The 21,334-nt window shown below is 63.5% G+C and carries 17 protein-coding genes and 1 tRNA gene; 10 read left to right on the top strand and 8 right to left on the bottom strand.

Annotation, left to right across the window (positions count from 1 at the left end; genetic code table 11):
- The first annotated feature begins 33 nt into the window (after nt 1-33).
- From ACVNHC_RS06865 to ACVNHC_RS06835, 7 genes are all read left to right on the top strand, one after another.
- Nucleotides 34-1,509 carry a DegQ family serine endoprotease gene (locus tag ACVNHC_RS06865; RefSeq protein WP_457166809.1) on the top strand — a complete coding sequence of 492 codons (1,476 nt, stop codon included), beginning with the start codon at nt 34-36 and terminating at the stop codon, nt 1,507-1,509.
- An 18-nt stretch (nt 1,510-1,527) separates the two neighbouring features.
- Nucleotides 1,528-2,850, top strand: coding sequence for a replication-associated recombination protein A (locus tag ACVNHC_RS06860; RefSeq protein ID WP_457166808.1), 1,323 nt, complete (start codon nt 1,528-1,530; stop codon nt 2,848-2,850).
- Between the two features lie 83 nt (nt 2,851-2,933).
- Nucleotides 2,934-5,327 (top strand): patatin-like protein, encoded by a 2,394-nt coding sequence (locus ACVNHC_RS06855; protein WP_457166807.1) that lies wholly within the window; start codon nt 2,934-2,936, stop codon nt 5,325-5,327.
- A 4-nt stretch (nt 5,328-5,331) separates the two neighbouring features.
- Nucleotides 5,332-5,715, top strand: a complete 384-nt coding sequence (gene crcB, locus ACVNHC_RS06850; protein WP_162544281.1) for a fluoride efflux transporter CrcB — start codon at nt 5,332-5,334, stop codon at nt 5,713-5,715.
- Nucleotides 5,716-5,892: 177 nt separating this feature from the next.
- Entirely contained in the window at nt 5,893-6,894 is a 1,002-nt protein-coding gene (locus ACVNHC_RS06845) for an RluA family pseudouridine synthase (RefSeq protein ID WP_457166806.1), read from the top strand.
- 118 nt (nt 6,895-7,012) lie between these two features.
- Nucleotides 7,013-7,693: an HAD-IA family hydrolase gene (locus ACVNHC_RS06840; RefSeq protein ID WP_457166805.1), complete on the top strand. Its 681-nt coding sequence runs from the start codon at nt 7,013-7,015 to the stop codon at nt 7,691-7,693.
- The gene (locus ACVNHC_RS06835; protein ID WP_457166804.1) at nt 7,693-8,469 is read left to right on the top strand and encodes an ATP12 family chaperone protein; all 777 of its coding nucleotides are present in this window, start codon (nt 7,693-7,695) and stop codon (nt 8,467-8,469) included. Before ACVNHC_RS06840 ends, ACVNHC_RS06835 begins: the two co-directional genes overlap by 1 nt.
- A 587-nt stretch (nt 8,470-9,056) precedes the next feature.
- On the opposite strand, the gene ACVNHC_RS06830 is transcribed toward ACVNHC_RS06835, so the two are convergent.
- The 4 genes from ACVNHC_RS06830 to ACVNHC_RS06815 are packed head-to-tail and all read right to left on the bottom strand — an operon-like array spanning nt 9,057 to nt 13,055.
- The gene (locus ACVNHC_RS06830; RefSeq protein ID WP_457166803.1) at nt 9,057-9,788 is read right to left on the bottom strand and encodes a peptidase; all 732 of its coding nucleotides are present in this window, start codon (nt 9,786-9,788) and stop codon (nt 9,057-9,059) included.
- 40 nt (nt 9,789-9,828) lie between these two features.
- Nucleotides 9,829-10,644, bottom strand: coding sequence for a transglutaminase family protein (locus ACVNHC_RS06825; protein WP_457166802.1), 816 nt, complete (start codon nt 10,642-10,644; stop codon nt 9,829-9,831).
- A 36-nt stretch (nt 10,645-10,680) separates the two neighbouring features.
- Nucleotides 10,681-11,625 (bottom strand): alpha-E domain-containing protein, encoded by a 945-nt coding sequence (locus tag ACVNHC_RS06820; protein ID WP_094462893.1) that lies wholly within the window; start codon nt 11,623-11,625, stop codon nt 10,681-10,683.
- A 5-nt stretch (nt 11,626-11,630) separates the two neighbouring features.
- Nucleotides 11,631-13,055 carry a circularly permuted type 2 ATP-grasp protein gene (locus ACVNHC_RS06815; RefSeq protein ID WP_019965835.1) on the bottom strand — a complete coding sequence of 475 codons (1,425 nt, stop codon included), beginning with the start codon at nt 13,053-13,055 and terminating at the stop codon, nt 11,631-11,633.
- Nucleotides 13,056-13,262: 207 nt separating this feature from the next.
- Between ACVNHC_RS06815 and ACVNHC_RS06810 the strand changes: the two genes are divergently transcribed.
- Nucleotides 13,263-14,795 (top strand): acyl-CoA carboxylase subunit beta, encoded by a 1,533-nt coding sequence (locus ACVNHC_RS06810; RefSeq protein ID WP_050474744.1) that lies wholly within the window; start codon nt 13,263-13,265, stop codon nt 14,793-14,795.
- A 115-nt stretch (nt 14,796-14,910) separates the two neighbouring features.
- Here ACVNHC_RS06810 and ACVNHC_RS06805 read toward each other — a convergent pair whose 3' ends face one another.
- Genes ACVNHC_RS06805 through cobD form a run of 3 tightly spaced genes read right to left on the bottom strand, consistent with a single transcriptional unit; the run spans nt 14,911 to nt 17,546 of the window.
- A complete protein-coding gene (locus ACVNHC_RS06805; RefSeq protein ID WP_457166801.1) occupies nt 14,911-15,519 on the bottom strand; it encodes a DUF938 domain-containing protein in 609 nt (202 codons plus the stop codon).
- A gap of 36 nt (nt 15,520-15,555) precedes the next feature.
- Nucleotides 15,556-16,530 (bottom strand): adenosylcobinamide-phosphate synthase CbiB, encoded by a 975-nt coding sequence (gene cbiB, locus ACVNHC_RS06800; RefSeq protein WP_457166800.1) that lies wholly within the window; start codon nt 16,528-16,530, stop codon nt 15,556-15,558.
- Nucleotides 16,524-17,546 carry a threonine-phosphate decarboxylase CobD gene (gene cobD, locus ACVNHC_RS06795; protein ID WP_457166799.1) on the bottom strand — a complete coding sequence of 341 codons (1,023 nt, stop codon included), beginning with the start codon at nt 17,544-17,546 and terminating at the stop codon, nt 16,524-16,526. Before cobD ends, cbiB begins: the two co-directional genes overlap by 7 nt.
- Before the next feature lie 475 nt (nt 17,547-18,021).
- Here cobD and ACVNHC_RS06790 point away from each other — a divergent pair, with 475 nt between their 5' ends.
- Nucleotides 18,022-20,235 (top strand): EAL domain-containing protein, encoded by a 2,214-nt coding sequence (locus ACVNHC_RS06790; RefSeq protein WP_457166798.1) that lies wholly within the window; start codon nt 18,022-18,024, stop codon nt 20,233-20,235.
- 41 nt (nt 20,236-20,276) lie between these two features.
- Here the strand turns inward: ACVNHC_RS06790 and ACVNHC_RS06785 are convergent.
- Nucleotides 20,277-20,350, bottom strand: a tRNA-Cys gene (locus tag ACVNHC_RS06785).
- Nucleotides 20,351-20,634: 284 nt separating this feature from the next.
- Between ACVNHC_RS06785 and ACVNHC_RS06780 the strand changes: the two genes are divergently transcribed.
- Nucleotides 20,635-21,297, top strand: a complete 663-nt coding sequence (locus ACVNHC_RS06780; protein WP_050474685.1) for a protein-L-isoaspartate O-methyltransferase family protein — start codon at nt 20,635-20,637, stop codon at nt 21,295-21,297.
- Nucleotides 21,298-21,334: the final 37 nt, after the last annotated feature.

The following is a 21,334-nucleotide window of genomic DNA, read 5'->3' as shown; positions in this document are numbered from 1 at the left end:
TCGGGCCGGATTCTGCATTTTGAGGGAGCTTTGATGATGGCCTTGTCCCACAGCCATGCCCCGTTCGCGGGCCACAGCCTTCGGGCCTGTTTCACCCGCTTGCTGGCTTGCACCCTGATTCTGGGGGCCATTGCCGTGCCCGGCGCTGCCGGCACCGCCATTGCCCAGGAACGGCAGGTTCCAAAGAGTGAAGCGGAAGTGACGCTGTCCTTTGCCCCGGTCGTGAAGAAGGTGGCGCCTGCAGTCGTCAACGTCTATGCGACGCGCATGGTGGAGCAGCGGCAGGTTTCGCCCTTTCTGGATGATCCCTTCTTCCGCCGTTTCTTCGGCGTGCCCGATAACGCCCCCGGCGGCCAGCGCAGGCGGGTGCAGTCTTCCCTCGGGTCGGGCGTGATCATTGCCCCCGAAGGCATCATCATCACCAACAATCACGTCATCGAGAATGCCGACGAGGTGCGCGTGGCACTCAGCGACCGGCGCGAGTTCGATGCCGACATCATCCTCAAGGACGAGCGGACGGATCTGGCCGTGCTGAAGATCCGCGAAGGCGGCAATTTCCCGACGGTGGAATTTGCCGATTCGGACGGGCTGGAAGTCGGTGACATGGTGCTGGCCATCGGCAATCCCTTCGGTGTCGGCCAGACGGTGACGCAGGGCATCGTCTCGGCTCTGGCCCGCACGCAGGTGGGCGTGACCGACTATCAGTTCTTCATCCAGACCGATGCCGCCATCAACCCGGGCAACTCGGGCGGCGCGCTGGTCGACATGCACGGACGGCTGGTCGGCATCAACACCGCGATTTTCTCCCGTTCCGGCGGCTCCATCGGCATCGGCTTTGCGATCCCCGCCAATATGGTGAGCTTCGTCGCCACATCGGCGCAGACGTCCGGCAAGGTGCAGCGGCCCTGGCTGGGAGCGACGGTTCAGGTGGTTGGGGCGGAAATTGCTGAAGCCCTTGGCCTCGACCGGCCGCGCGGCGTGCTGGTCACCAAGGTGTTCCCGGGCTCCCCGGCAGACACGGCCGGGCTGAAGGTCGGTGACCTTGTGACGGCGGTGGATGGGGCCGAAGTGCTCGACCCTGACTCCTTCGGCTACCGTTTTGCCACCCGGCAGCTGGGCGGTGCGGCGAAATTCACCTTCCTGCGCAACGGATCGGAACTGCAAGCCGATGTGGCGCTGACGGCTGCGCCCGAAACCCCGGCGCGCGATGCCCGCCGGATCGAGGCCTATTCGCCTTTTGCGGGCGCGACCGTGCTGAATCTTTCCCCGGCCGTCTCGGATGAACTGCGCCTCGACACCATGGACGAGGGCGTCGTGATCAGCGAAGTGGCACAGGGCTCGCCTGCCAACCGGGTGGGCTTGCGGCCGGGGGATATCATCGTAGGTGTGAACGAACAGAAGGTCACCACCACAGCAGAGCTTGACCGGATGCTGCGCCGCCCTGCAAGGTTCTGGCTTCTCGATATCAAGCGGGGCGGGGAGACGACACGTCTGGCCCTGCGCGGCTGACCATGCAGTTGATCCGTCATGAGTGACCTCTTTTCCGCTTCCGGGCAGATGCTTGCCTCCCAACCCGCCGGGCCGCGCCCGCTGGCGGACAGGCTGCGCCCGAAGCGGCTTGAGGATGTGGCGGGGCAGGACCATCTGCTGGGCCCCGATGGCACCCTGTCGCGCATGCTGCGCAACCGCAGCCTTGGCTCGCTAATCTTCTGGGGGCCTCCGGGCACCGGCAAGACCACCGTCGCCCGGCTGCTGGCAGCGGAAACGGATCTGGGCTTTGAACAGATCTCGGCGATCTTTTCCGGCGTTGCCGACCTCAAGAAAGTATTTGAGGCCGCCCGTGCCCGGCGCATGGGCGGGCGGGGCACGCTGCTGTTCGTGGACGAGATCCACCGCTTCAACCGCGCCCAGCAGGACAGTTTCCTGCCGGTGATGGAAGACGGCACCATCACCCTGGTGGGGGCGACGACCGAGAACCCGTCCTTCGAGCTCAATGCCGCGCTCCTGTCGCGCTCGCACGTGATGACCTTCCGCTCGCTCGACCGGGAGGCGGTGGAGCGTCTGCTGTCACGGGCCGAGCAGGAGGAGGGCAAGCCGCTGCCGCTTGATGAAGAAGCGCGCGGCGTGCTGATGCGCATGGCCGATGGCGACGGCCGTTCTGCCCTGACGCTCGCGGAAGATGTCTGGCGTGCAGCCGGGGAGGGGGAAGTCTTCACCGCAGCGCGCCTGCAGGAGATCGTCCAGCGCCGGGCGCCGATCTATGACAAGAGCCAGGACGGCCATTACAATCTGATTTCCGCCCTGCACAAGTCGGTGCGGGGTTCGGACCCTGATGCGGCACTCTACTGGTTCGCGCGTATGCTGGATGGCGGCGAGGACCCGCTTTATCTCGCCCGCCGCCTGATCCGCATGGCGGTGGAGGACATCGGCCTTGCCGATCCTCAGGCGCTGACGCAGGCCAATGCGGCGCGCGATGGCTATCAGATGCTCGGCTCCCCGGAAGGCGAACTGGCGCTGGCGCAATGCGTGGTCTATCTGGCGACCGCGCCCAAGTCGAATGCGGTCTATACGGCCTACAAGGCGGCGGTGCGGGCGGCCAAGAGCCATGGCTCGCTGCTGCCGCCCAAGCATATCCTCAACGCCCCGACCAAGCTGATGAAGTCCGAAGGCTATGGCGACGGCTACGCCTATGACCACGATCAGCCGGATGCCTTCTCCGGTCAGGACTATTTCCCCGAAAGCATGGGGCGTCAGGTGTTCTATGATCCGGTGGAGCGCGGCTTCGAGCGCGAGTTGCGCAAGCGGCTCGAATACTGGTCGAGGCTCCGCCGTGAGCGCGGCGGCGGGTGAGACGGTAACACCCTCCTAACTTCGCCTTGCCGTCGGAGGGCGGCTGCGCGATGCTGGCGGCCTGTCGGTCCGGGGATTCGCCCATGAAGCAGATCGAGATCCGCCTCGCGCTCGTGTTCTACGGCGGCGTTTCCCTTGCCATCTACATGCATGGCGTCAGCCGCGAAGTCCTCAATCTCGTCAAGGCCTCCAGCCTCAATGCCTCGCGCGATCGGCAGGAAGCGGCGGAGGAGATGGCAGCCGGAACCCTGTCCCCGTCCACACTTGCCTATCTCGACCTGCTGCGGGCCTATGAGCCTGACGTGAATGTCCGCGTGGTGGTGGATGCCATCGCCGGGGCATCGGCAGGCGGCGTCAACGGGGTGATGCTCGCCCGTGCCATTGCCCATGATCTGCCGCTGGATGCCCACCGCGACCTCTGGCTTGAGAACGCCGATGTGACGCGCCTGGCGCAGCCGCAGGACGGCATCACCCGTTACCTCAAGAGCGGCATGTCGCCGGTGATCGACCGGCTGATCACCTCGGGCCTCAGGGCGCAGATCGATAGCCCGGAAACACGGGAAAAACTGCGGTTGCTCACCCAGTCGCGCTGGTTCACCCCGCCGTTTTCCGGTTCGCGCTATTGCGGCTGGATGCTGGATGCCTGCCACGCCATGGACGCCAGCTGGCGCGAGGGCGCAACGCTGGTGCCGCGTGGACAGAAGCTGGAGCTGTTCGTCACCCTGACCGACTATTACGGCCGCCGGCAGCGCATCCACATTGATGAACCGGCCTTCATCGAGGAGCGCGAGCACCGGCGCATTCTGCGCTTTTCCTGTCATCACCGCATGCCGGGCGTTCTGGACAGCAGCTTTACGCCCCGCCACATTCCCGGCCTCGTCTTTGCCGCCCGCGCCACCTCCTCCTTCCCCGGCGCTTTCCCCCCGGCGACCGTTGGGGAAATGGACAGGCTGCTGGCAGAGCGGAGCGAGACCTGGGAAACGCGGGAGGAATTCCTGCGCAGCACGATCGGCGGGTCAGTCGAAGATGTGGAGCGGCGCTGCTTTGTCGATGGCAGCGTGGTGATGAACAAGCCCTTCGGTCCGGTGATCGAGGCGATAGACGAGCGGCCCGCCACCCGCGAAGTCGCCCGGCGGCTGGTTTATGTGGACCCGGTGCCCTTCAACGGCAAGGGCGTCGGGCCGAACGGGGCAAATGATACGGTTCCCGGCTTCTTCCGGGTGATCCTGTCCTCTCTTGCCCATATCCCGCGCAACGAACCCGTGGGCGATGACCTCAAGGCTATCGAGGCGCGCAACCGGCGGGCACGGCGCCTGGCCGAGGTGATTGCCGCCACCGATCCGCTGGTGGAGGCGGAGGTCGGGCGCATCCTGCCGGCCGCTTCCAGCCAGCCGCTGACCATCGATGAGCTGACCCGCTGCCGGGTGAAGGCGAATGAGGCAGCTCATGTGCAGGCCGGCTATGCCTATCTCAGCTATCAGACCCTGAAGGTGGAGGCGCTGGCCGAGCGGCTGGCGGGGCTGATCTGCGAGCTGGCCGCAAGGGCAGGGGCAGAGCTTGATCTGGACAATGTGCTTTCCCGCCTCAAGGCAGGTCTGCCGGAGGCCATGGAGGCGGGCAATTTCGGTTCCTCGCAGGCCATGATCAGCCTGCTGAAGGGGCTCGATGTGGATTACCGCATCCGCCGCCTGCGCTTCGTGGTGCGGCGCCTCAACAGCTTCTACCAGTCCCGCAGCCAGGACGTGGCGGTGCAGAAGCCGGATGATCTGGATGCTCTGAAGCGGGAACTCTACGAACAGATCGACATGCTGCTGCGCTGCTGGAACGCGGCGGCCTATCCTGAGAGTTTGTGCGATCTGGCGGCTGTGCTTGCCACGGATGACGGGCCTGAGGCCATGGAGATGGCCCTTGCTGCGATCCGTGCCCACATGCGGCTGGGGGATCTCGACCGGCTGCAGGATGACATTTTCGCGGTGATGACCTTCACCTATCTGGTGCCGGGCCTGCGGCAGGATCTGACGCGCGCCTATGTGGGCTTTGCCTTCTATGATCTGGTGACGCTGCCCGTCTTTCAGCGCACCGATTTTTCGGAAGTCAACGAAACGCTGATCGACCGGATCAGCCCGCGGGACGCCAGTTCCCTGCTGGATGAGGGATTCGTGCTGAAGGGATCGGCGCTCAACACCTTCGGCGCCTTCTTCAACCGCTCTTGGCGTGAGCATGACTATCTCTGGGGCCGGCTGACGGCGGCGGACCGGCTGATGCGCATCGTCCGCTCCTCCATCGGCAGCCGGGTGCTTGCCCCGGCCGAAGAACAGCGGCTGAAGCGCAATCTGTTTCTGGCCATCGTCGATGAAGAGGCCGCGCATCTGAAAGCGGATCCCGAATTGATTCCAGCGGTGCGGCGCCTGATCGAGGAACGGATCAGTGAGGCCGGCGTTACGGAAGCGGAGGAGCCGCTTCCGCAGGAAGGTTGAAAGAATGGGCAGTTTTCTGATCGTCGCGCTCGGCGGCGGTATTGGTGCGGCGCTCCGGCACGGGATGAACCTCCTGACCCTGCGCTGGTTCGGGCCGAATTTTCCCTATGGCACGCTGACGGTGAATGTGGCCGGATCGCTGATCATGGGCCTCTTCATTGGCTGGCTGCTGCGCTACAATCCCGGCACCTCGGCCGGGCTGCGGCTCTTCGTGGCGACCGGAATTCTGGGCGGCTTCACCACCTTTTCCGCCTTCTCGCTGGACATGGCGCTGCTGTGGGAGAAGGGGGCGGTGCAGTTGGCGCTGCTCTATGTGGTCCTGTCGGTTCTCCTGTCCATCCTCGCAGTCTTTGCCGGTCTCGCCATTGCCCGCAGTGTCGGAGCCTGAAACTCCGGCCTTTCGGGCCTTGTGACGCGCCCGGGATGCGAAATCTCTTCCCTTGCGGGCCAAGGACGCTTAAGAGGAGCACAACAACAGCTGCGCCCTGCCGGGCCGGTTTGACGTGCCGCGTTGGCCGTCCCGGATACCCGCTCCAAGCCGGGCAAGCGCCAGAACGAGACCCATATGTCCGCTATTGAACTCAAGACCGTGTCCGCCGATGAGGCTGGCATGCGCCTCGACCGTTGGTTCAAGGTCCATTTCCCGGGCCTTGGCTTCGGCCACCTGCAGAAGCTGCTGCGCACCGGTCAGGTGCGCGTCGACGGCAAGCGCGCAGAAAGCGCCACCCGCCTTGCCTCCGGCCAGAGCGTGCGCATTCCGCCGCTCGGCATCGAGATCGAGGCGGACGACCGCAAAAACGCCCGGCCGAAGTCCACCAAGCTCATCGATGACGACCGCAAGGCCATCGAGGACATGATGCTGTTCGAGGACAGCATGGTGATGGTGCTGAACAAGCCCGCTGGTCTTGCCGTGCAGGGCGGTTCGGGCCTGCGCCGCCATCTCGACGGGATGCTGGATGCCTTCACCGACAGCAAGGGCAACAAGCCCCGCCTCGTGCACCGGCTGGACCGGGAAACCTCCGGCATCATCCTCGTCGCCAAGACCCGCCTTGCCGCGCAGGAACTGACCAAGTCCTTCCGCCACCGCAATACCCGCAAGATCTACTGGGCGATGCTCGCCGGCGTGCCGAAGCCCAAGCAGGGCCGCATCTCCACCTATCTCGCCCGTGACGAGAGCGAGGAGCGCATGCGCATTGCCCGTCATGGCGAGGACGAGGCCCAGCACGCGGTGTCGCTCTACAATGTGGTGGAGCAGTCGGCGCAGAAGCTGTCCTGGGTGACCATGAAGCCGGTGACCGGCCGTACCCATCAGTTGCGCGCTCATGCGGCCCATATTCATCACCCGATCATCGGGGACGACAAGTATTTCAACGTGGAGAACTGGGAACTGCCCGGCGGCATCCAGAACCGCCTGCACCTCCTGGCCCGGCGCATCATCATCCCGCACCCCTCGGGTCACGGCAGGATCGACGTCTCCGCGCCGCTGCCCCCGCACATGCAGCAGACCTGGAACCTGCTCGGCTTCGATGTGGCCGATTATGTTCCGGAGCTGGACGAGGAAGACTGATACTAGGTCTCGATGAGCCTCGCTCATTGAGACCTGGTCAAGCCCGTGCGGCGCATGAGCAACTTCAAGGCGTGATGCGTCAGCATCAAAAGACTTGGTATGAGGACCCTGCCTGCCCATGTATCTTGTGATCTTTGACTGCGACGGCACGCTGATCGACAGCCAGGAGACCATCCTGCACGGGCTAGAGGTCGGCTTTGCCGCCGCCGGCCTGCCGATGCCGGGCCGCAAGGAGGCGCTGTCCATCGTCGGCCTGTCGCTGGAACAGGCCTTCGCCCGTCTGGTGGACCCCGATCACCGCGGCAAGGTGGGGATGATGTCCGAGGCCTACCGGGCCTCCAAGCGCAGCCGCCGTGAGGCGGGGCTGGATCATGATCCGCTCTATCCGGGCGCCCGCGAGGCCATCCTGCGCCTTGGCGCGCGCGAAGACGTGCTGCTGGGCATCGCCACCGGCAAGGCCCGGCGCGGTGTGGACCACATGCTGAAATTGCATGATCTGGAAGGCCGCTTCATCACCATCCAGACCGCCGACACCAGCCCCTCCAAGCCGCATCCGGACATGGTACTGCGGGCCATGGGCGAAACGGGCGCCGAGCCCCTGCGCACAGTGATGATCGGCGACACCAGCTTTGACATGGAAATGGCCCGTGCCGCCGGTGCGCTCGCCGTCGGCGTGTCCTGGGGCTACCACACGGCAGACCTGCTGCATGGGGCAGAAGCCCACGCGGTGATTGACCAATTTGACGAGATCGACGGCGCGATTGCCCGCTGCCTCGGCTGGACACTGGAGACGCTCTGATGCGCGATATCTTTGAAGAGATCCACTCGGACCTTGCCAAATATGATCCGGTCGAGCGGGCCAAGGAACTCTCGCGCCGGGAGCTGCCGAAGCGCTTCTATGATGTTGCTTCTTCCGCCCCTGCTGAGGGTGGCCACGCAGTGCTGCTGGATGGCCGCGCGGTGAAGACGCCGGGCCGCAAGCCGCTGCTTCTGCCCGATGCCCGCCTTGCTGCCGCAGTTGCTGCAGAATGGCACGCGCAGGAAAAGGTGATCAACCCCGGCATCATGCCGCTGACCCGTATCGCCAATGCGGCGATCGATGCGGTCGGGGACCGCTTTGCGGAAGTCGCCGATGAGATCGCCCGTTACGCCGGCAATGATGCCCTGTGCTACCGCGCCAGCGAGCCGGAGCGGCTGACCGAACGCCAGCGCCAGATCTGGGACCCGCTGCTGGCCTCAGCAGAAGCCGAACTCGGCGGCCGTTTCCGCCTGTCCGGCGGCATCATGCATGTGCCGCAGGACGAGGCGCTGGTGGCCGCTTTCCGCAAGACTCTGGACGGATTCACGGCGCTGGAACTCGCAGCCCTGCACACGGTGACCAGCGTCACTGGTTCGGCCGTCATCGCCCTGCTTCTCGCCCGCCGCAACCACGGCGCCGGAGACCTCTGGGCCGCTGCCCATGTGGACGAGGACTGGAACGCCGAACTCTGGGGCGAAGACACCGAGGCCCGCCGCATCCGCACCTACAAGAAGACCGAGTTCCACGCCGCCGCGCTGATCCTTGGTCATGGATAGGAAAAAGTGTTTTATTTCATGTTGTTGATGGCTTAACCGGAATCAAATTCGCAGCTTCTTGAATCAGTTTCCGAACCCGTTGAATCTGATTGCCGCGCAGTTGAATCCGTTTCTCAACCGCTTGAATCTGTGTGTGAGTGGGCCATCTCTGCTCACCACCCTCTCCGCGTCGCCCCGGACGAAGCGCAGCGAAGATCCGGGGTCTACTCGCTCGCAGAGAGATGCCATTGACCAGAGCGGCGCGGCGGACTGGCTCGGCTCTCCGCCTCACCGCTGGAACAAACTTGAAAGCTCTGCAAGCGAGTGGTCCCCGGCTCGCGCTACGCTTGGCCGGGGTGACTCAGTGCCGGGGGCGTAGGGTTGCGGCTTCAGGACTTGCGGCTGCAGAGTAAAGCACAGCCTCTCCCCACACTCCGCGCCGCCCCGGCCTTGTGCCGGGGCCTGTGATGGGCGCACTTCCGGTCAAGTTCTTCTATTTTCAATCTGATGCCACTCGTCCCTGACAGGTCCCGGCACAAGGCCGGGACGGCGCAGGAAGATAGGCAGAATGCCCAAGGCACAGCCGGTACGGTCCGGCTTCCGGCGCCTCAGATCTCGAATTCAGGAATTTCCGTGAAGGCTTTGCGCAGGGCGTTGGACCAGCCGGTGGAGAGGGCCTGGAAATAGGGATCGTCGCGGTCGATGCGCTTCTGGCGGTGGGCGGTGAAGCTGTCGGTGTTGTAGAGCATCAGGTCGATGGGCAGGCCCACCGACAGGTTCGAGCGCAGGGTGGAATCGAAAGACAGCAGCGCCATCTTGGCAGCTTCACCAAGGCGCATGTCGCGGCGGGAGACGCGGTCGAGGATCGGCTTGCCGTAATTGTTCTCACCGATCTGGAAGAACGTTGTGTCCGAGGTCGCTTCGATGAAATTGCCGGCCGAGTAAATCTGGAACAGGCGGGGTTCCTCGCCCTTGATCTGGCCACCAAAGATGAAGGTGACGAAGAAGCTTTCCGCATTGGCCGCCAGTGCCTCGCCATCCAATGATCGCACATCCCGCACGGCCTGGCCGACAAGCCGGGCTGCCTGGAACATGGTTCCGGCATTCATCAGATTGGTCTTGCTGAGGGTGGGCGAGGCGATCTGTTCGGACAGGATCGACACCACCGACTGGGTGATGGCGAGATTACCGGCCGTCAGCAGGGTGAAGACACGCTCGCCCGGCTCTTCCCAGACATGCAGCTTCTTGAAGGTGGCGATATTGTCGACACCCGCATTGGTTCGGGTGTCGGCGGCAAACACAAGACCACGGTCAAGTTTCAGGCCAACGCAGTAAGTCACGGCAAGGGGGTCCGCTTCATCATCCGGCCGCTTCGGCCTGTTATTGTTGCTGTTGGCTTCCGGCGCGGGTGACATCCACCTCGACATTGAGGTTTTCTTCCATGCCGCCGAACCGGATGCCGCGTATCGGAGCAGCGGAACGCGAGTCCAGCCCAGCCGTCAAGCGGATATAGCGCTCGGTCGGGCAAATCGCATTGGAAACGTCAAAGCCGACCCAGCCGAGCCCCTCGACATAAGCCTCGGCCCAGGCGTGATGAGCTTCGGACTCCTGATCCTCGTCCAGCAGCAGATAGCCGGAGACATAGCGGGCGGGCACCCCGGCCGCACGGGCGGCGGCGATGAAGATGTGAGCATGGTCCTGGCACACGCCTTCCCCGGCGGCGAGCACCTGAATGGCCGTCGCATGGGTTTCGGTGACCCCCACCTTGTAGGCCACCTTGTCGCGGATCGCATGCATCAGGGCATGGCAGCCGCCGATCTGGTCTTCCGGCGTCAGCAGGCCGGAGAGCTTGCGGATGGCGTTGTTGGCCTCTGTCAGCGGGGTGACGCGGGTGTAGATCCGCACCGGCGTCTCCACGGGTTCCTCACCCAGAACGCCGTTGAGGTCGGTGGTTTCCACCGTGCCGGAGGCGGTGATGGTGACGGCCTCCAGCGCTTCACTGCTGGAGACCATATGCACCAGATTGCCGAAGGCATCCCGGTAGGTGGTGGCCCGGTCCATGCCCGGCGCCTCGATGCGCCAGTCAAGGATCGTCTGGCCCGCGCAGGATGGCGGGGTCAGCCGCAGCTGCTGCATCGCATTGGCAAGCGGGGTGTCATAACGGTAATGCGTCGTGTGGCGGACTGTCAGGCGCATCGGATGCTGTCTCCTGGCTTCGGCCTTCTTCTTCGGTCAGGCGAAATTGTAATCACGGGCGACCCGATCGGCGAAAGCGTTGTTCCGGAGGGTGAAGTCCACCAGGAACTCATGCAGGCCCTTGCTGTAGATATCCCGCATGTGCCCGGTCCTGAGCTGTTCCTGCATCGTGCCTGCGAGGGGAGCGCTCGGCATCTGCTCGCCGTAATAGGCGGTCAGATCATTCATCGTGCTGTTGAGCCAGTCGTAGCTGTGCGCCAGCGAGCGCGGCATTTCCCGGCGCAGGATCAGGAACTCGGCGATATTCGCCGCCTTCAGCTCCGCATTGGGGAAAGCGAAGCGGTAGCTTCTGAGGCCGGACATGACGCGCAGGATCGAGGACCACTGGTGATGGTGCCCCTTGCCGGCCATGTCGGTGACGGGCAGCAGGATCCAGTATTTGGCATCCAGCACCCGGGCCGTATGGTCCGCCCGCTCGACGAAATGGCCAAGCTGCGAGAAGGAATAACCGTCATCGCGCAGCAGCGTACCCAGCAGCGCGCCGCGGAACAGCATGGCGCGCTGGCCGATCCAGGTGAGGAACTCCGGCAGCTTGTCCTGCGCCAGCGTGTGGGGCTTGACGTCGCTGAACTCGATCCATGTGGTGTTGATTGCCTCCCAGAGTTCGGACGTGATGCCGGTGCGCACGGCGCGGGCGTTGTTGCGGGCCATCTCCAGGCTGTTGCGGACGGAGGAGGGGTTCTCCTTGTCGAACAGCATGAAATTCGTCACCGCGCGCGAGGTCACCTCGCCGGATTTCTCCATGAAGGCCGCTTCGCAGCCCGAGCCTGCCAGCGCTGAGCGCCAGTCTTCGGCCTCGTTCATGCCCTGTTGCGGGATCATGGCGGTGCGCCATGCCGCTTCCAGCAGGCGTGCGGTGTTGTGGGAGCGCTCCTTGTAGCGCGACATCCAGAAAAGGGAGGCGGCTGTGCGGCCGAGCATGATGATCAGTCCTCCAGAACCCAGGTATCCTTGGTGCCGCCGCCCTGGCTCGAATTCACGACCAGGGAGCCCTTCTTCAGCGCCACGCGGGTCAGCCCGCCGGGGGTGATCCGCACCTGATCACCGATCAGGACATAGGGGCGCAGGTCCACGTGGCGGGGGGCAACCCCGGAGGCCACATGGGTGGGGCAGGCAGACAGCGACAGGGTCGGCTGGGCGATATAGTTCTTCGGATTGGCCTTCAGGATCTCCCGGAAGGCGGCAATTTCGCGCTTGGACGCGGTGGGGCCGATCAGCATGCCGTAGCCGCCCGAGCCATGCACTTCCTTGACGACGATATCGGCGAGGTTGTCGAGCACATAGGCAAAGTCGTCCGGCCGCGAGCAGTTCCAGGTCGGCACGTTGTTCAGGATCGGCTTCTGGCCGGTGTAGAACTCGATGATGTCCGGCACATAGGCATAGATGGCCTTGTCATCGGCAATGCCGGTGCCCGGCGCGTTGCAGATGGTGACCGTGCCCGCCCGGTAGGCGTCGAAGAGCCCCGGCACGCCCAGCATGGAATCCGGGCGGAAGGTGAGGGGATCGAGGAAGGCATCGTCAATGCGCCGGTAGATCACGTCCACCTGCTTGGGCTGGCGCGTGGTGCGCATCCAGACCTTGCCATTGTCGACGAAGAGATCGCGCCCTTCCACCAGCTCCACGCCCATCTGATCGGCGAGGAATGCGTGCTCGAAGTAGGCCGAGTTGTAGATGCCCGGCGTCAGGATGCAGATCGTCGGTTCCTTGCGCGTCGTGTCGGGCGCAACGCTCTCCAGCGTCTGGCGCAGAAGATCCGGATATTGCTCGATTGCCGCCACCCGGTGCATCTGGAACAGATCCGGGAACATGCGCATCATGGTTTCCCGGTTCTCCAGCATGTAGGAGACGCCGGAGGGCGTGCGCGTGTTGTCTTCCAAGACGTAGAAGTCATTCTCGCCAACGCGCACCAGATCGGTGCCGATGATGTGCGAATAGACGCGCCGGGCCGGAGTGAAGCCCACCATTTCCGGCAGGAAGGCATCATTCTGCAGGATCAGTTCGGCCGGCAGCCGCCCGGCGCGGATGATCTCCTGCCGGTGGTAGATGTCATGCAGAAAGGCGTTGAGGGCACGCACGCGCTGCTCGATGCCGGCCGACAGGCGGCGCCACTCGGCGGCGGAGATGATGCGCGGGATGGGGTCGAAGGGGATGAGGCGTTCCGTCGCCTCCTGGGCGCCATAGACGGCAAAGGTGATGCCAAGGCGCCTGAAGATTGTTTCTGCTTCCCGGCTTTTGCGCGTCAGGAAGTTTTTCGGCTGGCTGTCGAGCCATTCGGCCAGTCTTGCGTAGGCCGGCCTCGGCCGCCCGTCTGCCCCCAGCATCTCATTGAAGACCTCCCGCTCTGGCGCCATTCCGTACCCCGCCGTTATTGCTGTTCATTTAGGCAAGCATGGCAAATCCGCGCAGGCTGCAAAAGAACAATCTTCACGCTCATGTGCCTAGAAGTTGTGCAATGTTCCCGGCGTTGACGGCAAAGGTCCTTCTTTGTGCTGACTTCTCGTCTTTGGCTCTGACGTGGTAGACCCTGCGGCAGATGTTTTTTTCTGAAGAGGCGGATGATGAAGGATATCCTGGCCGAACTGGAGCACCGGCGCGAGACAGCGCGGCTGGGAGGCGGGCAGCGCCGCATCGACGCCCAGCACGGGCGCGGCAAGCTGACGGCGCGCGAGCGGATCGACATCCTGCTGGACGAAGGGTCCTTCGAGGAATTCGACATGTTCAAGCAGCACCGCTGCACGGACTTCGGCATGGACGAGGCGCATATCCCGGGCGATGGCGTCGTCACCGGCTGGGGCACCGTAAATGGCCGTGTCGTCTATGTTTTTTCCAAGGACTTCACGGTCTTCGGCGGCTCGCTGTCCGAGACTCATGCCCAAAAAATCATCAAGATCCAGGACATGGCTCTGAAGAACCGCGCGCCCATCATCGGCCTGTTCGATGCCGGCGGCGCGCGCATTCAGGAAGGCGTGGCAGCGCTGGCCGGTTACGGCGAGGTGTTCCAGCGCAATGTCACGGCCTCCGGCGTCATTCCGCAGATCTCGCTGATCATGGGCCCTTGCGCGGGCGGTGACGTCTATTCTCCGGCCATGACCGACTTCATCTTCATGGTGCGCGATACGTCCTACATGTTCGTCACCGGCCCGGATGTGGTGAAGACCGTGACCAACGAGACGGTGACCTCAGAAGAACTGGGCGGTGCCAGCATCCACACCACCAAGTCCTCCATCGCGGACGGCGCCTTCGAAAATGATGTGGAGGCGCTTCTGGAAATGCGCCGCCTCATCGACTTCCTGCCGATGAACAATCTGGCCGATGTGCCGGAGGTGGATTGCCATGACGATCCCTCCCGCATTGACATGAGCCTCGACACGCTGGTGCCGGATAACCCGAACAAGCCCTACGACATGAAGGAGCTTGTGATGAAGACGCTGGACGAGGGGGATTTCTTCGAGATCCAGGCGGGCTTTGCGAAGAACATCATCACCGGCTTCGGCCGCCTCGAAGGGCGCACCGTGGGCATCATCGCCAACCAGCCGATGGTGCTGGCCGGGGTGCTGGACAGCGACGCCAGCCGCAAGGCCGCCCGTTTCGTGCGCTTCTGCGACTGCTTCAACATTCCGGTCGTCACCTTCGTCGATGTGCCGGGCTTCCTGCCGGGCACGGCGCAGGAATATGGCGGGCTGATCAAGCACGGCGCCAAGCTGCTGTTCGCCTATGCGGAGGCAACGGTGCCGAAAATCACCGTCATCACCCGCAAGGCCTATGGTGGGGCCTATGACGTGATGAGTTCCAAGCACATCGGCGGCGACATCAACTACGCCTGGCCGAGCGCTGAAATCGCGGTGATGGGCGCCAAGGGCGCGGTCGAAATCCTCTACCGCTCGGAATTGTCCGACAAGGACAAGATCGCCAAGCGCACCAAGGATTACGAGGACCGTTTCGCCAATCCCTTCGTCGCAGCCGAGCGCGGCTACATTGATGAAGTGATCATGCCGCATTCCACCCGCAAGCGTGTCTCCCGTGCCCTTGCCCTCCTGCGCTCCAAGCAGGAAGAGCTGCCCTGGAAGAAGCACGACAACATTCCACTCTGAACAACAGACGCGAGCCCTAATGGGGCTCGCCCTCTGGCAGCAGGCACTGAGTCACCCCGGCCAAGCGCTTCGCTCCGCCCGGGGCGGCGCAGAGTGGGGGGAGGGGCTGTGCCCCTCAGCCTCGCCGGTAGATCAGCAGCTGGTTGTTGGCCGGCATCGCATGGTCGGCGAGGAGCGTCAGGCCGATGGCGCGGGCGAGGGCGTCGATTTTTTCAAAGTCGCGCAACCCGCTCTTCGGGTCCTTCTTGCGCAAGCTCTGGTCAAAGGCCTCGTTGCTGGGCGTGGTGAAGGCACCGCCATATTTGAAGGCGCCATAGATGGCGAGCGTGCCGCCCTCTGCCAGCGTTTCGCCAACCCCTTCAAAGAAGGCTTCGACGCCCTCCCAGCTGACGATGTGCAGGCTGTTCGAGGTGTAGATCGCGTCGAAGGCGTCGTCCGCCTCCCGGTCCGGCGTCGGCCAAGGCAGGTCCAGCACGTCGAGTTCCAGCGGTTCCCCGATGTTGTCGAGGTCGGTTTCAACGATCCGCTGTTCAAGCCCCGCCAGATGCTCGGGCAGATCGCTGGGCTGCCAGACGAGATGCGGCAGGTTCTTGGCGAAATGCACCGCGTGCTGGCCTGTGCCGCTGGCAATTTCCAGCACACGGCTTGACCCGGCAAAGGCGTCTTTCAGGATTTCGAGGATGGGGGTCTTGTTATTCTCGGCAGCTGCGGAAAACGGGATCATCTCACGGTCCGGCCAGTGTTTTCATGGATCATGGCATCAGGATAATGCCAGAGCCATGATGAGAAGCAGCAAAGCCTCGATTGCGCAAGCCCCTGCAAGCACATGCAGGGCCCGGCGGATGTCGGCTTCGCCTGCATCCCTGCGCCCTTGCGGGTTCATGAAGGGGTCTTCCACCCGGTAGGTGGCATAGGCGCGCGGGCCCGCCAGTGCGACGCCAAGGGCCCCGGCCATCGCCGCCTCCGGCCAACCCGCATTGGGAGAGCGGTGCAGCCCGGCATCCCGGCGAACTGTGGCAAGGGACCGCAAGGGCGAACCAGTGACCAGAGGGGCGGCGAACGCGATGAACAGGGCCGAAAGCCGTGAGGCGGGCAGGTTGATCAGGTCATCAAAGCGGGCCGAAGCCCAGCCGAAATCCTGATGCCGGGCCGTCTTGTGTCCGATCATGGAATCGGCCGTGTTGACGGCCTTGTAGGCGATGAGCCCCGGCAGGCCCAGTACGGCGAACCAGAAGACGGGAGCCACAACGCCATCGGAGAAGTTCTCGGCGCAGGATTCAATGGCGGCGCGGGAAACGCCGCTTTCGTCCAGCTGCTCCGGATCGCGCCCGACGATCATCGACACGGCCCGGCGTCCGCCTGCCAGCCCGCCGTTACGCAGGCCATCGGCGACGGCCTTCACATGCACATAGAGGCTGTTCTGGGCGAGGAACACGGCGGCGATGACAATGATCCCGGCCTCGCCATAGGGTAGGGCGGAAAGGCCTGCCTGCAGCAGAAAACCGGTGCTCGTCCCCCCGGCCACCAGCAGGACAAGCGTCAGGAGGCCAGCCATACGGCGCAAGGCGGCAGGCCAGCTTTCGCGGTTGAGGCTGCGGTCCATAAGGCTGATCAGCTTGCCGATCCATACCACCGGATGCGGCAGGCGCCGCCACAGCCAGTCAGGATCGCCGATGACGGCATCAAGGGCTATGGCCCCCAGCAGCAGCCAGAGCGCCAGCGGATCACTCAGCACGATGTTGCCTCTTCGCGCGATGCCATGGCTTTGGCGAGTGCCTGCTGCAGACGGGCAAGGCCTTCCGGCGAGCCGGGCAGGCCGAAGCGTAGCCAGGCCGGGGCATAGTCGAAGGCGCGCGCCCAGATATGATGCCGCGCCAGCGCCTGATGCAGGCGGGCGGCGCCCGGATGCTCTGCCAGCACGTAAAGCGAAGTGCCGCCGCGGATCGCAAGACCTGCGGCCCGCAGCACGTCTTCAAGTGCGGCCATTTCCTGCGCCAGCGTCTTGCGCATGGCGGCCTGCCAGTCCAGATCCCGCAGGGCCTGCGTACCGACTTCCAGCGCCGGACCGCTGACGGACCAGCTTTCCAGGCGCCGGGCGAGTACATCCGTTATGTTCCGAGGCCCCGCCAGAAAGCCGAGGCGCAATCCGGCAAGACCGAAGAACTTGCCGAAGGAGCGCAGCACCAGCACCGGCTCTTCCGTCAGATGCGGCAGCAGGCTGCGGGACGGATCCACGTCGGCAAAGGCTTCGTCCACCACCAGAAAGCCGCCGCGCTGCTGCATGTCTCTGGCAAGCTTCAGAAGCGCCTGCGGTTCATGCCAGCGGCCATCGGGATTGTTGGGGCTGACGATGAGGGCGATCCGGCCTTCCGGCCTCTCGTGGAAAATGTCTGAAGCTTCGCTCACCTGCCGTCCGACGCCCCGCCAGGCATCGCCGTGGCTGGAATAGGTGGGGCCTGCGATGGTGATGCTGCCTTCGGGCAGAAGGGCCGGCAGATGCGGCAGGATCACCTGCGTGCCCGGTGCCGCGGCAAGGCCGAGATGCGCGGGCACCTGATAGGCGGCACGGGCTGCTTTCAGAAGGCTTTCCTGCGCGGCATGCGCGGGCAGGCGGGTCCATGCGGAGGCCGGCAGGCTGGCAGGCACCGGATAGGCATGCGGATTGATGCCGGTGGAGAGGTCCAGCCAGTCTTCCTCCGCCCCGCCATAGGTTGCCATGGCCTGAAACAGATCGCCGCCGTGTTTCATCATGCTCTCTTGATTGGATTGTGGCCCTGCCGGTGGAGCCTTCGTGAGCTGGAGATAACCCGATCGGAGCGCCCGGCAAAAGTTTTTTTGCCCTGGCGGCCGCCCTCGGCCCTTGTCTGAGTGTGCTCCTGTCACGGCTCCGGAACTTATACCGGCGCTCGATGAGTCAAGCTCATCGAGCGCCGGTCAAGCCCGTGCGGCGCCTGAGCAATTTCAAGGCGTGATGCGGCAGCATCGAAAGCCTTGGCATTAAGTCTGAATTTATACAAATTGACGTCACCAAGTTGATGTTTTGCGGTTCATTTAAGTTTATGACTTTAGGTTGTCGATGATGCTGAAGCATGACTCGGATTGCCTCAGGGGAAGTATTATGAATTCCAAATGGAATCCTGTAATTTCTGGGCGTGGTAATTTTGACAATACTGACCACGCAGAGATGTCCGGTTTGCTGGAAACTCAGCCGGAGCAGGATGGTTCCATGCACAAATCCGGCTTGCAGGTACGGGAAAAATTTCTGCAGGAACGTGTCTGGCTGCGCACCATGTTTGATCAGGTGGCTGACTACCTGTTCGTCAAGGATACCCGCTGCCGGTTTGTGCTCGCCAATCGTGCCATTGCAGCCGATCTTGGGCTGGAGTCGGCGGACAGCCTGATCGGCAAGACGGATCTCGAGCTGCATCCCTTTCCTGTGGCCATGGGCTTTTTCAGGGATGAGAGGCAGGTTTTGCGCACCGGCATTCCCTTGATCGACAAGGAGGAATGCATCATTCAACCCAATGGTGCCCGCCGCTGGTTTGCGTCGTCGAAATATCCTCTCCGGGACGATGACGGGAACATCGTTGGCCTCTTCGGTGTCTGCCGCGACATCACCGAGCGGCGCAAGGCCGATGGCCTGCGCGATGCCCAGGCGCATGTGCTGGAGATGATTGCCTCCAGCGCCCCTCTCTCGGATGTTCTGGAATGCATGGTCCGTCTGATCGAGGGGCAACTGGACGGTGCCATCTGTTCCGTCCTGCTTCTGGATGAGGATGGCCGCCATCTGCGCCACGGTGCGGCGCCCAGCCTTCCGAAGGCCTATTGCGATGCGATTGATGGTGTCGAGATCGGCCCCAGCGTCGGCTCCTGCGGCACTGCGGCCTACACATGCAAACCCGTGACAGTTGCCGACATTCAGGCCGACCCGCTCTGGGCTGACTATCATCCGCTCGCCACGAAATTCGGGCTGCGCTGCTGCTGGTCCACACCGATCATGTCGCTGGACAATCGGGTGCTCGGCACATTCGCCATTTACAAGCAGACCCCGGGCGTGCCGGGACCCGTGGAAGACCGGTTGATCGCCGACACGGCCCGGATCGCAGCCATTGCCATTGAACGCAAGCGGGCCGAGGAGAAGATACGCTTTCTCGCCCACCACGATCCGCTGACCAGCCTGCCGAACCGCAGCCAGCTGGAGAGCTTCATCGACGCGGCGCTGGCCAGGGTGCACCTGCCGGATGAACGTGTGGCGGTGGTCTTTGTCGATCTCGACAATTTCAAGACCGTCAATGACAGTCTCGGCCATGCCGCCGGTGACCGGCTTCTGCTTTCCATTGCAGCAAGGCTGAGCGATGAGGTCCAGGACCGTGGCAAGGTGCTGCGCCTTGGCGGCGATGAGTTTGTGCTGATCCTGGAGGGCTCGATTGCCTCGCCTGAGGAATTGCCCCCATTCCTGCGCGGTCTGCGGGAAAAGCTGTCTTTGCCGGTGCATTTGGCCGGGCAGTCTTTTCACGTCACCAGCAGCATGGGTGCTGCCTGCTATCCAGATGATGCGACGGAGGCTGCCGCGCTGGTCCAGTGTGCCGATACCGCGATGTACACGGCCAAACGCGCCGGACGGAACACGTTTCACCTGTATTCTCCCGTCGAAGGGCAGACGTCGTCCTGCAAGCTTCAGATGCTTGAAGGGATACGCCGTGCGCTGCGCAACAATGAGTTCATCCTGCATTACCAGCCGCAGGTCGATCTCGTGGAGAACCGGATTACCGGTTTTGAAGGGCTGGTGCGCTGGGAAAATCCCTTCGAAGGCCTCATCATGCCGCGCTATTTCGTGCCGCTGATGGAGGAGGCGGGGCTGATTTGTGAACTTGGCCACGTGGTTCTGGGCCAGGCCGTGGAGCAGGCGCGGCTCTGGCAGGAGCAGGGGTTCTCCGGCTTCAAGATCAGCATCAACATCGCGCCGCAGCAGTTCAGTGATCCGGACTGGACCCAGACCGTCATGGGCGCCCTGAAACAGGCAGGTTTGCGGCCGGGGCTGCTGGAGCTGGAAATCACCGAAGGCGTTCTGATGCAGAACGTGGAGCGGGCGGTGGCCGTCATGGCCGAGTTGCACGCGCTGGGCGTTGGTCTCGCCATCGACGACTTCGGCAAAGGGCACTCCAGCCTAGCTTCTCTCAGACGTTTCCCCGTCTCCCGGCTCAAGATTGACGAGGCCCTTGTCCGCCACATTGACAGGGACGAAAGCGACCGGGGGATTGCCGAGACCGTGGTGACACTCGGGCAGAAGCTGAAGCTGCGGGTCATCGCCGAAGGCGTCGAACGGGAAGCACAGGTTGAGGCACTGCGGGCAATTGGCTGCCCGGAGGCGCAAGGCTACTTTCTCGGCATGCCCATGACAGCTGACGAAGCCACGGCTCTGCTCGAAGCGCAAGGCTGAGCGCTGTAACCTGACTGTCTTTTATGAGGTGTAAAGGGGGATGGAGGCCTCGCCCGGAATCGAACCGGGGTGGACGGATTTGCAATCCGCTGCGTAACCACTCCGCCACGAGGCCTTGGCGCGTCTTTTCGACTACCGCCTCTTTCCTGTCAAGCGGCCTCTTTGCGTTTTCCCTTCCTTGATCAGTTGCATCTGTGCTGGCGGGCAGGGCCGCAATCGGCGGAGAACGCAGGGTGAGGCGCATCATGGCCCCGGCCCCATGCAGAAGAGGCCTGCTTGAATGCACCGAGAAGGCAGGGGGCTGCGCCGATCTGCCCCTTGTCACGCCTGCCTGCGCCCGGTAATGGATCAGGCAAGAAAGTTGGAGAGGCTTTCGCCAGAAATCGAAAGAGGCACGCGATGGGTGACTACGCGCAATCCCGCACGCGAATGGTGGATAACCAGCTCAGAACCAATGATGTCACGGATCTGCGGATCCTCGACGCGATGGAATCCGTCCCGCGTGAGCTGTTCGTGGCAGGTTCGAAGAAGCCGGTTGCCTATATCGATGAAGACACGCTCGTGTCCGACACAGGGGCACCGCGCTATCTCCTGAAGCCGCATGTGCTCGGCAAACTGATCCAGCTTGCCGAAGTGAAAGCGGATGATGTTGTGCTCGTTGTTGGCGGAGCGTCCGGCTACAGCACCGCTGTGCTCGCAGGGATCGCCGGAACGGTGGTCCAGGTGGAAGAGGATGCCGGGCTTGCGGCCCGCGCCAGCCAGACCCTCGTCAGCCTGGGCATTGAGAATGCCGCCGTCGTGGAAGGCAAGCTCGCTGAGGGCTGCGCTTCGGAAGGCCCTTATGACGTGATCCTTCTGGATGGCGCCGTTGACTTCATTCCGGAGCAACTGGCCAGCCAGCTGAAGGAAGGCGGGCGGCTCGTGGCCATCGAAGGGCGTGGCGGGGCCGGCCTTGCCCGTGTCTATCAGAACTCCGGGTCGGTGATTGGTGCCCGCTTTGGCTTCAACGCCAGCGCGCATACTCTGCCCGGCTTCGGTAAGGCCCCCGAATTCGTCTTCTGAGAACACACATATCTGAACGCCGTTCAAGTCTCGCGCC

The organism is Pannonibacter sp. Q-1 (assembly GCF_054073275.1).
The sequence above is the reverse complement of the archived record's forward strand: the minus strand, read 5'-3'. Positions and strand labels throughout refer to the sequence as shown.

What these genes read in the sequence shown, in the direction of transcription:
- ACVNHC_RS06865 (WP_457166809.1), top strand. Translation starts at nt 34, where the DNA reads ATGATGGCCTTGTCCCACAGCCATGCCCCGTTCGCGGGCCACAGCCTT.
- ACVNHC_RS06860 (WP_457166808.1), top strand. Translation starts at nt 1,528, where the DNA reads ATGAGTGACCTCTTTTCCGCTTCCGGGCAGATGCTTGCCTCCCAACCC.
- ACVNHC_RS06855 (WP_457166807.1), top strand. Translation starts at nt 2,934, where the DNA reads ATGAAGCAGATCGAGATCCGCCTCGCGCTCGTGTTCTACGGCGGCGTT.
- crcB (WP_162544281.1), top strand. Translation starts at nt 5,332, where the DNA reads ATGGGCAGTTTTCTGATCGTCGCGCTCGGCGGCGGTATTGGTGCGGCG.
- ACVNHC_RS06845 (WP_457166806.1), top strand. Translation starts at nt 5,893, where the DNA reads ATGTCCGCTATTGAACTCAAGACCGTGTCCGCCGATGAGGCTGGCATG.
- ACVNHC_RS06840 (WP_457166805.1), top strand. Translation starts at nt 7,013, where the DNA reads ATGTATCTTGTGATCTTTGACTGCGACGGCACGCTGATCGACAGCCAG.
- ACVNHC_RS06835 (WP_457166804.1), top strand. Translation starts at nt 7,693, where the DNA reads ATGCGCGATATCTTTGAAGAGATCCACTCGGACCTTGCCAAATATGAT.
- ACVNHC_RS06825 (WP_457166802.1), bottom strand. Translation starts at nt 10,644, where the DNA reads ATGCGCCTGACAGTCCGCCACACGACGCATTACCGTTATGACACCCCG.
- ACVNHC_RS06820 (WP_094462893.1), bottom strand. Translation starts at nt 11,625, where the DNA reads ATGCTCGGCCGCACAGCCGCCTCCCTTTTCTGGATGTCGCGCTACAAG.
- ACVNHC_RS06815 (WP_019965835.1), bottom strand. Translation starts at nt 13,055, where the DNA reads ATGGCGCCAGAGCGGGAGGTCTTCAATGAGATGCTGGGGGCAGACGGG.
- ACVNHC_RS06810 (WP_050474744.1), top strand. Translation starts at nt 13,263, where the DNA reads ATGAAGGATATCCTGGCCGAACTGGAGCACCGGCGCGAGACAGCGCGG.
- ACVNHC_RS06805 (WP_457166801.1), bottom strand. Translation starts at nt 15,519, where the DNA reads ATGATCCCGTTTTCCGCAGCTGCCGAGAATAACAAGACCCCCATCCTC.
- cobD (WP_457166799.1), bottom strand. Translation starts at nt 17,546, where the DNA reads ATGATGAAACACGGCGGCGATCTGTTTCAGGCCATGGCAACCTATGGC.
- ACVNHC_RS06790 (WP_457166798.1), top strand. Translation starts at nt 18,022, where the DNA reads ATGCACAAATCCGGCTTGCAGGTACGGGAAAAATTTCTGCAGGAACGT.
- ACVNHC_RS06780 (WP_050474685.1), top strand. Translation starts at nt 20,635, where the DNA reads ATGGGTGACTACGCGCAATCCCGCACGCGAATGGTGGATAACCAGCTC.